At 71.7% G+C, this 8,817-nt stretch carries 9 protein-coding genes; all 9 read left to right on the forward strand.

From position 1 onward, the window contains the following. The first annotated feature begins 171 nt into the window (after positions 1 to 171). Positions 172 to 1,104 (forward strand): squalene synthase HpnC, encoded by a 933-nt coding sequence (gene hpnC / locus ACWCPM_RS26150; protein ID WP_450978703.1) that lies wholly within the window; start codon positions 172 to 174, stop codon positions 1,102 to 1,104. After that, the gene (gene hpnD, locus ACWCPM_RS26155) at positions 1,101 to 2,051 is read left to right on the forward strand and encodes a presqualene diphosphate synthase HpnD (protein WP_450978704.1); all 951 of its coding nucleotides are present in this window, start codon (positions 1,101 to 1,103) and stop codon (positions 2,049 to 2,051) included. The genes hpnC and hpnD overlap by 4 nt, the downstream gene beginning before the upstream one ends. After that, positions 2,051 to 2,188: a DUF6380 family protein gene (locus tag ACWCPM_RS26160; RefSeq protein WP_450978705.1), complete on the forward strand. Its 138-nt coding sequence runs from the start codon at positions 2,051 to 2,053 to the stop codon at positions 2,186 to 2,188. The genes hpnD and ACWCPM_RS26160 overlap by 1 nt, the downstream gene beginning before the upstream one ends. After that, the gene (gene hpnE / locus ACWCPM_RS26165) at positions 2,188 to 3,588 is read left to right on the forward strand and encodes a hydroxysqualene dehydroxylase HpnE (protein WP_450978706.1); all 1,401 of its coding nucleotides are present in this window, start codon (positions 2,188 to 2,190) and stop codon (positions 3,586 to 3,588) included. Before ACWCPM_RS26160 ends, hpnE begins: the two co-directional genes overlap by 1 nt. A 68-nt stretch (positions 3,589 to 3,656) precedes the next feature. Then, positions 3,657 to 4,721 carry a polyprenyl synthetase family protein gene (locus tag ACWCPM_RS26170; RefSeq protein ID WP_450978715.1) on the forward strand — a complete coding sequence of 355 codons (1,065 nt, stop codon included), beginning with the start codon at positions 3,657 to 3,659 and terminating at the stop codon, positions 4,719 to 4,721. Between the two features lie 119 nt (positions 4,722 to 4,840). Then, complete coding sequence (gene shc / locus ACWCPM_RS26175) at positions 4,841 to 6,871, forward strand: squalene--hopene cyclase (protein ID WP_450978707.1); 2,031 nt, start codon at positions 4,841 to 4,843, stop codon at positions 6,869 to 6,871. Then, a complete protein-coding gene (locus ACWCPM_RS26180; protein WP_450978708.1) occupies positions 6,868 to 7,509 on the forward strand; it encodes a phosphorylase family protein in 642 nt (213 codons plus the stop codon). Before shc ends, ACWCPM_RS26180 begins: the two co-directional genes overlap by 4 nt. A gap of 5 nt (positions 7,510 to 7,514) precedes the next feature. Beyond that, positions 7,515 to 8,537 (forward strand): adenosyl-hopene transferase HpnH, encoded by a 1,023-nt coding sequence (gene hpnH / locus ACWCPM_RS26185; protein ID WP_450978709.1) that lies wholly within the window; start codon positions 7,515 to 7,517, stop codon positions 8,535 to 8,537. A gap of 4 nt (positions 8,538 to 8,541) precedes the next feature. After that, on the forward strand, positions 8,542 to 8,817 hold a 276-nt coding region (locus ACWCPM_RS26190), incomplete at its 3' end, for a flavodoxin-dependent (E)-4-hydroxy-3-methylbut-2-enyl-diphosphate synthase (protein WP_450978710.1).

The following is an 8,817-nucleotide window of genomic DNA, read 5'->3' on the forward strand; positions in this document are numbered from 1 at the left end:
AGCTGTACCGGTGCCGAAACACGGCAAGTAGGGCCATAATGCGCGACATCCTCCAAGGTGGCAGCCGCCTGAACGCATGGCGGCGTGTCCGAAATAGTGTGAATTGGGTCAGCAGTGTAGAACGGGAGATGTGACGGCAATGGCTACGGAAACTCCCCGGCTCCGCGAAGCATGTGCCGTCCCCGCCCCGGGCAGCGAGCGGTGACGGGAGCCGCGACGACGCGCACGGACATCACGGAGCGCGCGACGCTGGACAAGGCCACGGCAGAGAACTTCCCCGTGGCCCCCTTCTTCCTGCCCCGGGCCTGGCGCACCGACCTCATGGCCGTGTACGGCTTCGCCCGCCTCGTCGACGACATCGGCGACGGCGACCTCGCCCCCGGTGGCGCCGACGCCCGTCTCCTCGGTGTGCCGCCCGAGCGGGCCGGTGACCGCATGGCCCTGCTGGACGCCTTCGAAGCCGATCTCCACCGCGTCTTCGACTCGGCTCCCGCCCACCCCCTGCTGCGCCGCCTCCAGCCGACCGTCCGCCGCTGCGCCCTGCCCCCCGAGCCCTTCCTCGGCCTGATCGCCGCCAACCGCCAGGACCAGCTCGTCAGCCGGTACGAGACCTACGACGACCTGCTGGCCTACTGCGAGCTGTCCGCGAACCCCGTGGGCCGGCTCGTCCTCGGTGTCACGGGCACCTCCACCCCCGAGCGCGTCCGCCGCTCGGACGCGATCTGCACGGCCCTGCAGATCGTCGAGCACCTCCAGGACGTGGCGGAGGACCTCGGCCGCGACCGCGTCTATCTGCCCGCCGAGGACATGGCGCGCTTCCATGTCCGGGAGGCGGACCTCGCCGCGGCCACCGCCGGCGCGTCGGTGCGCGCACTGGTCGCCTACGAGGCACAGCGCGCCCGCGACCTCCTGGACGAAGGCGCCCCCCTCGTGGGCAGCGTGCGCGGAAGACTGAGGTTGCTGCTCGCGGGGTTCGTGGCGGGAGGAAGGGCGGCCGTCCAGGCGATCGCCGCCGCCCGCTACGACGTACTTCCCGGCCCGCCCAAGCCCGGCAAGCTGCGGTTGCTGCGTGAGGTGGGCGTGACCCTGCGAGGAGAGGGGTGATCCGGACCGTGGAGCACGCACCGCACGTGTCCGCACCGGTACTCGCCGCCTACAGCTACTGCGAGGCCGTCACCGGACAGCAGGCACGTAACTTCGCCTACGGGATCAGGCTGCTGCCGACGCCCAAGCGCCGCGCGATGTCGGCGCTGTACGCGTTCTCCCGCCGCGTCGACGACATCGGCGACGGAGATCTCGCCGACGACGTCAAGTTCGACCGGCTCCAGGAGACCCGCTCGCTGCTCGCCCGGATCCGCGGCGAGGAGATCGGCGAGGACGACACCGACCCGGTCGGCGTCGCCCTGGCCCACGCCGCCCGGCACTTCCCGATCCCGCTGGACGGCCTCGACGAGCTCATCGACGGCGTCCTGATGGACGTCCGCGGGGAGACCTACGAGACCTGGGACGACCTGAAGGTCTACTGCCGCTGTGTGGCCGGGGCCATCGGCCGGCTCTCGCTCGGTGTCTTCGGCACGGAACCGGGCGCGCGCGGCGCCGAGCGTGCTTCCGAGTACGCCGACACGCTCGGGCTCGCGCTCCAGCTCACCAACATCCTGCGCGACGTCCGTGAGGACGCCGAGGGCGGGCGCGTCTACCTGCCCGCCAACGATCTCGCCAAGTTCGGCTGCTCGGCCGGGTTCAGCGGGCCGAACCCGCCGGAAGGCGCCGACTTCGCCGGCCTCGTGCACTACGAAGTGCGGCGGGCCCGCGCCCTCTTCGCCGAGGGCTACCAGTTGCTGCCCATGCTCGACCGGCGCAGCGGCGCCTGCGTCGCCGCCATGGCCGGTATCTACCGCCGGCTCCTCGACCGCATCGAGCGTGAACCCGAGGCCGTACTGCGCGGCCGGGTCTCGCTGCCCGGACGCGAGAAGGCGTACGTCGCCGTGCGCGGCCTGTCCGGTCTGGACGCCCGGCACATCACCAGGCGGGCCGTCAGGAGGCGTGCCTGATGGACGGCCCGGGGCAAGCCGGCGCCGGCGGCGAGAAGCGGTACGCAACCCTCCGTGTCCGGGCGGCGTCCCTGAGTGCGACGGCCCGCCGGGACGCCGCGACGCGTCGCGGCGGGTGCGCAGGGGAGGGTGCGTGATGACCGACGCGATGCGGTCCGGGCCCGCACGGGACACGGTGGTGATCGGCGGAGGGCTCGCCGGCGTCACCGCCGCGCTCGCGCTCGCCGACGCCGGGGTGCGCGTCACCCTGCTCGAAGGCAGGCAGAGACTGGGCGGCCTGGCCTTCTCCTTCCAGCGCGGTGAGCTGACCGTCGACAACGGCCAGCACGTCTATCTGCGCTGCTGCACCGCCTACCGCTGGTTCCTCGACCGCATCGGCGGCGCGGCACTGGCCCCGCTGCAGGAACGTCTCGACGTCCCCGTCCTGGACGTCACCAAGCCCGAGGGCCGGCGACTCGGCAGGCTGCGTCGTGACGCGCTGCCGGTGCCCCTGCACCTGGGGCGAAGCCTCGCGACATACCCGCATCTCTCGCTCGCCGAGCGTGCCAGGGTCGGCCGGGCCGCGCTCGCGCTGAAGGGTCTCGACCTCGCCGATCCGGCGCTGGACGCACAGGACTTCGGCAGTTGGCTGACCGCGCACGGTCAGTCGGCGCGTGCCGTCGAGGCCCTGTGGGACCTGGTCGGGGTCGCCACTCTCAACGCGGTCGCGGGCGACACCTCCCTCGGGCTCGCCGCGATGGTGTTCAAGACCGGTCTGCTGTCCGAGCCGGGCGCGGCCGACATCGGCTGGGCGCGCGTCCCGCTGGGCGAACTGCACGACCGGCTGGCCCGCAGGGCGCTCGACTCCGCCGGCGTCCGCACCAGGATCCGTTCACGCGCCACCTCCATCTCCCGGAACGACAACGGGCGTTGGAGCGTCCAGGTTCCCGGCGAGGTCATCGAGACCGACGCCGTCGTGCTCGCCGTACCCCAGCGCGAGACCCACGACCTGCTCCCGGACGGCGCGCTCGACGATCCGGCACGCCTGCTGAGGATCGGCACCGCGCCGATCCTCAACGTCCATGTCGTCTACGACCGCAAGGTCGTCGACGCCCCCTTCCTCACCGCGCTCGGCACGCCCGTGCAGTGGGTCTTCGACCGCACCGACGCCTCGGGGCTGAAGTCCGGCCAGTACCTCGCGCTGTCGCAGTCGGCCGCGCAGGACGAGATCGACGCGCCCGTGGCCGTACTGCGCGAGCGCTATCTGCCCGAGCTGGAGCGCCTGCTGCCGCGCAGCCGCGGTGCCGAGGTGAAGGACTTCTTCGTGACCAGGGAGCGCACCGCGACCTTCGCTCCCACCCCCGGCGTCGGACAGCTGCGGCCCGGCGCCCGTACCAAGGCGTCCGGCCTGTACCTGGCCGGAGCGTGGACCGCCACCGGGTGGCCCGCGACCATGGAAAGCGCGGTCCGCAGTGGCATCGGCGCGGCGGACGCCGCGTTGCGAGCCCTCGGCCGGCCGCGCCCCCGCCATCTCTTCGACGTCGAGGAGGCGGCGTGACGACGAGGCGGCGCGCGGCAGGCCCCCGCACCTCCGGTTCCGCAACAAGAGGAGAGACTGTGCCCACTGTGCCCCCGGCCTCGAAGGCCGCTCGAGAGACCGCGGTGGACGTGTCCGCGTTCCTGGAGCGCGGCCGGACCCTGGCCACACCGGTACTGCGGGCGGCCGTCGACCGCCTGGCGTCTCCCATGGACACGGTCGCCGCCTACCACTTCGGCTGGATCGACGCCGCGGGCAACCCCGCCGACGGCGACGGCGGCAAGGCCGTGCGCCCCGCTCTCGCCATCCTGTCCGCCGAGGTCACCGGGGGCGCGCCCGAGGTCGGCGTCCCCGGAGCGGTCGCCGTCGAACTGGTGCACAACTTCTCCCTGCTGCACGACGACCTGATGGACGGCGACGAGCAGCGCCGCCACCGTGACACCGTGTGGAAGGTGCACGGCCCCGCCCAGGCCATCCTGGTCGGCGACGCCCTGTTCGCGCTGGCCAACGAGGTCCTGCTGGAACTCGGCACCGTCGAGGCCGGCCGTGCCACCCGCCGGCTGACCACCGCGACCCGCGCCCTGATCGACGGCCAGGCCCAGGACATCTCGTACGAGCACCGCGACCGCGTCAGCGTCGAGGAGTGCCTCGTGATGGAGGGCAACAAGACCGGCGCGCTGCTGGCCTGCGCCAGCTCCATCGGCGCCGTGCTCGGCGGCGCCGACGACCGCACCGCCGACACCCTGGAGAAGTACGGCTACCACCTCGGCCTGGCCTTCCAGGCCGTCGACGACCTCCTCGGTATCTGGGGCGACCCGGAGTCCACGGGCAAGCAGACCTGGAGCGATCTGCGCCAGCGCAAGAAGTCCCTGCCGGTCGTGGCCGCCCTCGCCGCCGGGGGCAGCGCCTCCGAGCGGCTCGGTGAGCTGCTCGCCGCCGACGCCAAGAGCAGCGACATCGCGAACTTCTCCGAGGAGGAGTTCGCGGCCCGCGCCGCCCTGATCGAGGAGGCCGGCGGCCGCGAGTGGACCGCCGAAGAGGCACGCCGTCAGCACACCGTCGCCATCGAGGCCCTCGGCGCCGTCGACATGCCCGACCAGGTGCGGGAGCGGTTCGTGGCCCTCGCCGACTTCGTCGTCGTACGAAAGAGATGATCACTATCGGCCGAATAGCCCTCGCTTAGTCGCCGGCCGGTGCCGCGGATTCCCGTGCACCGGCCGACGGCGGACCCACAGCAGACGCACACATTGCAGCACTGCACGAAGGGGAAGCCATGACAGCGACGACCGACGGAAGCACCGGGGCCGTACCGCCCCGCGCTGCCGCGGCCAGCGAAACCGACAGCACCACCCCCCTCGCGGCGGGGATCCACGAAGCCGCCGAACGCACCGTCCGGCGCGCCACCGACCATCTGCTCGCCCGGCAGGACGCCGAAGGCTGGTGGAAGGGCGACCTGGAGACCAACGTCACCATGGACGCCGAGGACCTGCTGCTCCGTCAGTTCCTGGGCATCCGCGACGAGTCCACGACGAAGGCGGCCGCCCTCTTCATCCGCGGCGAGCAGCGCGAGGACGGCACCTGGGCGACCTTCCACGGCGGACCCGGCGAACTCTCCGCCACCATCGAGGCGTACGTCGCCCTGCGCCTGGCCGGCGACGCCCCGGACGCGCCGCACATGGCCCGGGCGGCGGAGTGGATCCGCTCCCGGGGCGGCATCGCGGCGGCCCGTGTCTTCACCCGGATCTGGCTCGCCCTGTTCGGCTGGTGGAAGTGGGAGGACCTGCCCGAACTGCCGCCGGAGATCATCTGGTTCCCGAAGTGGCTGCCGCTGAACATCTATGACTTCGGGTGCTGGGCCCGGCAGACGATCGTCCCGCTGACCGTCGTCTCCGCCCGGCGCCCGGTACGCCCGGCACCCTTCGCGCTGGACGAGCTGCACACCGACCCGGCCCACCCGAACCCGGCGTTACCCCTGGCTCCGATGGCGAGTTGGGACGGCGCCTTCCAGCGGTTGGACAAGGGCCTGCACGCCCTGCGCAAGGTCGTGCCGAGGTCGCTGCGCCGCTCGGCGATGCGCTCGGCCGAGCGCTGGATCATCGAGCGGCAGGAGAACGACGGCTGCTGGGGCGGCATCCAGCCGCCGTCGGTGTACTCGCTCATCGCCCTCCACCTGCTCGGCTACGACCTCGAACACCCCGTGATGCGAGCCGGGTTGGAGTCCCTCGACCGCTACGCCGTGTGGCGCGAGGACGGGGCCCGGATGATCGAGGCGTGCCAGTCACCGGTGTGGGACACCTGTCTGGCGGCCATCGCGCTGTTCGACGCGGGGCTGCCGGCGGACCATCCGCAACTGGTGAAGGCCGCCGACTGGATGCTAGGGGAGCAGATCGTGCGGCCCGGCGACTGGTCGGTCCGCCGTCCACAACTTCCCCCGGGTGGCTGGGCGTTCGAGTTCCACAACGACAACTACCCCGACATCGACGACACCGCCGAGGTCGTCCTCGCGCTGCGCAGGGTCCGGCATCACGACCCGGAGAGGTTGGAGAAGGCCGTCGCGCGCGGGGTGCGCTGGAACCTCGGCATGCAGTCGAGGGACGGCGCGTGGGGCGCCTTCGACGTCGACAACACGAGCCCGTTCCCCAACCGGCTGCCGTTCTGCGACTTCGGCGAGGTCATCGACCCGCCGTCCGCGGACGTCACGGCGCACGTGGTGGAGATGCTCGCGGTCGAGGGTCTCAGCCGGGACCCGCGCACCCGGCGCGGCATCGAGTGGCTGCTCGCCGCGCAGGAGCCGGACGGTTCGTGGTTCGGGCGCTGGGGCGTCAACTACCTCTACGGAACCGGATCGGTGGTGCCGGCGCTGACCGCCGCCGGTCTTCCCGTCTCGCACCCGGCGATCCGGCGGTCGGTCACCTGGCTGGAGAGCGTCCAGAACGAGGACGGCGGCTGGGGCGAGGACCTGCGGTCGTACCGTCACGTCAAGGAATGGAGCGGCAGGGGCGCGTCCACCGCCTCGCAGACCGCGTGGGCGCTGATGGCGCTGCTGGCGGCCGGGGAGCGGGACTCGGCGGCGGTCGTCCGCGGAGTCGAGTGGCTCGCCGCGACACAGCGGGAGGACGGCTCCTGGGACGAGCCCTACTTCACCGGGACCGGCTTCCCGTGGGACTTCTCGATCAACTACCACCTGTACCGGCAGGTCTTCCCCCTCACGGCCCTGGGCCGCTATGTGCACGGTGAGCCGTTCGCGCGGACGGCGACGGCCGGGACCCGGGGGAGCCTCGCCGGGGCAGAGGGGGGCGGATGAACGCCCCCTCCGCTCCGGAGCCGCTGCTGATCGCCTGTGCGCTCGGCATCGAGCGGCTGGCCCTGCGGCTGGGGGAGCGGAGCGGTGCCGGCGCGCCGGTGACCGTGCTGCGCACGGGCATGGGGCCCGCCGCGGCCGAGCGGGCCGTCACACGGGCGCTGGCCGACCCGGCGCTCGCCGGAGCCGCCGTGCTGGCCACCGGCTTCTGCGCCGGGCTGGCACCCGGCATGCACCCCGGTGACCTGGTCGTCGCCGTGGAGACCCGGGACCCGCGCGGCACCATGCCCTGCGAGGGCACCGACCTGCTCGTCAAGGAACTCCTGCGTGCGGTGCCCGGCGGCACCGTCCACACCGGTCCCCTCACCGGCTCCTCCCACGTCGTGCGCGGGCAGGAACGGGCCGATCTGCTGACCACCGGCGCAATCGCCGTCGACATGGAGTCCGCCGCAACGCTTCTGAGCGCCGGGCGTGCGGGGGCACGCCCGGTTGCGGCCGTCCGGGTGGTCGTGGACGCTCCAGAACATGAACTCGTCCGTATCGGCACGGTGCGCGGTGGAATATCGGCTTTCCGCGTCCTTCGATCCATTCTTCCCGCATTCTTTGAATGGCACCGTAATGTGCTGCTCCCCCGGAGGTGAGCCCCATGGCCATGCCGCTGCGCCAGTCCATCAAGGTCGCTACATACCTGGCTGAACAGAAGCTCCGCAAGCGCGACAAGTTCCCGCTCATCGTCGAGCTGGAGCCCCTGTTCGCCTGCAACCTGAAGTGCGAGGGCTGCGGCAAGATCCAGCACCCCGCCGGGGTGCTGAAGCAGCGCATGCCGGTCGCGCAGGCCGTGGGAGCGGTGCTGGAGTCCGGGGCGCCGATGGTGTCGATCGCCGGCGGCGAGCCGCTGATGCACCCTCAGATCCATGAGATCGTGCGGCAGTTGGTGGCCAAGCGGAAGTACGTCTTCCTGTGCACCAACGCGATGCTGCTCCGCAAGAAGATGGACGACTTCACGCCGTCTCGCTACTTCGCCTTCGCCGTGCACATCGACGGCCTGCGCGAGAGGCACGACGAGTCGGTCGCCAAGGAGGGCGTGTTCGACGAGGCGGTGGCGGCCATCAAGGAGGCCAAGCGGCGCGGCTTCCGCGTCACCACCAACTCCACCTTCTTCAACACCGACACCCCCCAGACCATCGTCGAGGTGCTCGACTACCTCAACGACGAGCTCAAGGTCGACGAGATGATGATCTCGCCCGCCTACGCCTACGAGAAGGCGCCCGACCAGGAGCACTTCCTGGGCGTCGAGCAGACCCGCGAGCTGTTCAAGAAGGCGTTCTCGGGCGGCAACCGGCGCCGGTGGCGGCTCAACCACTCACCGCTCTTCCTGGACTTCCTGGAGGGCAAGGTCGACTTCCCGTGCACCGCGTGGGCGATCCCGAACTACTCGCTGTTCGGCTGGCAGCGCCCCTGCTACCTGATGAGCGACGGGTACGTGCCGACGTACCGCGAGCTGATCGAGGAGACCGACTGGGACAAGTACGGCCGCGGCAAGGACCCGCGCTGCGCCAACTGCATGGCGCACTGCGGCTACGAGCCCACCGCCGTCCTCGCCACCATGGGATCGCTGAAGGAGTCGCTGCGCGCCATGCGCGAGACCGTCTCCGGGAACCGGGAGTGATGTCATGACCGCGATTCCTCTGGGCGTTCCCGAGGTGCCGGTGCGGCCGGTCGCCGCACGGCGGGTGTCACGGCGGATCCAGGTCGGCACGGTGCCGGTCGGCGGCGATGCTCCGGTCTCCGTCCAGTCGATGACGACGACGCGTACGTCGGACATCGGGGCGACGTTGCAGCAGATCGCGGAGTTGACGGCGTCGGGCTGCCAGATCGTGCGGGTGGCGTGTCCGACGCAGGACGACGCGGACGCGTTGTCGACGATCGCCCGCAAGTCGCAGATCCCG

It is taken from the genome of Streptomyces sp. NPDC002309 (assembly GCF_053593375.1).

Bases quoted from the DNA above. Each gene is read 5' to 3' on its own strand.
- shc (WP_450978707.1), top strand. From the start codon at position 4,841: ATGACAGCGACGACCGACGGAAGCACCGGGGCCGTACCGCCCCGCGCT.
- hpnC (WP_450978703.1), top strand. From the start codon at position 172: ATGTGCCGTCCCCGCCCCGGGCAGCGAGCGGTGACGGGAGCCGCGACG.
- ACWCPM_RS26180 (WP_450978708.1), top strand. From the start codon at position 6,868: ATGAACGCCCCCTCCGCTCCGGAGCCGCTGCTGATCGCCTGTGCGCTC.
- hpnH (WP_450978709.1), top strand. From the start codon at position 7,515: ATGGCCATGCCGCTGCGCCAGTCCATCAAGGTCGCTACATACCTGGCT.
- ACWCPM_RS26160 (WP_450978705.1), top strand. From the start codon at position 2,051: ATGGACGGCCCGGGGCAAGCCGGCGCCGGCGGCGAGAAGCGGTACGCA.
- hpnE (WP_450978706.1), top strand. From the start codon at position 2,188: ATGACCGACGCGATGCGGTCCGGGCCCGCACGGGACACGGTGGTGATC.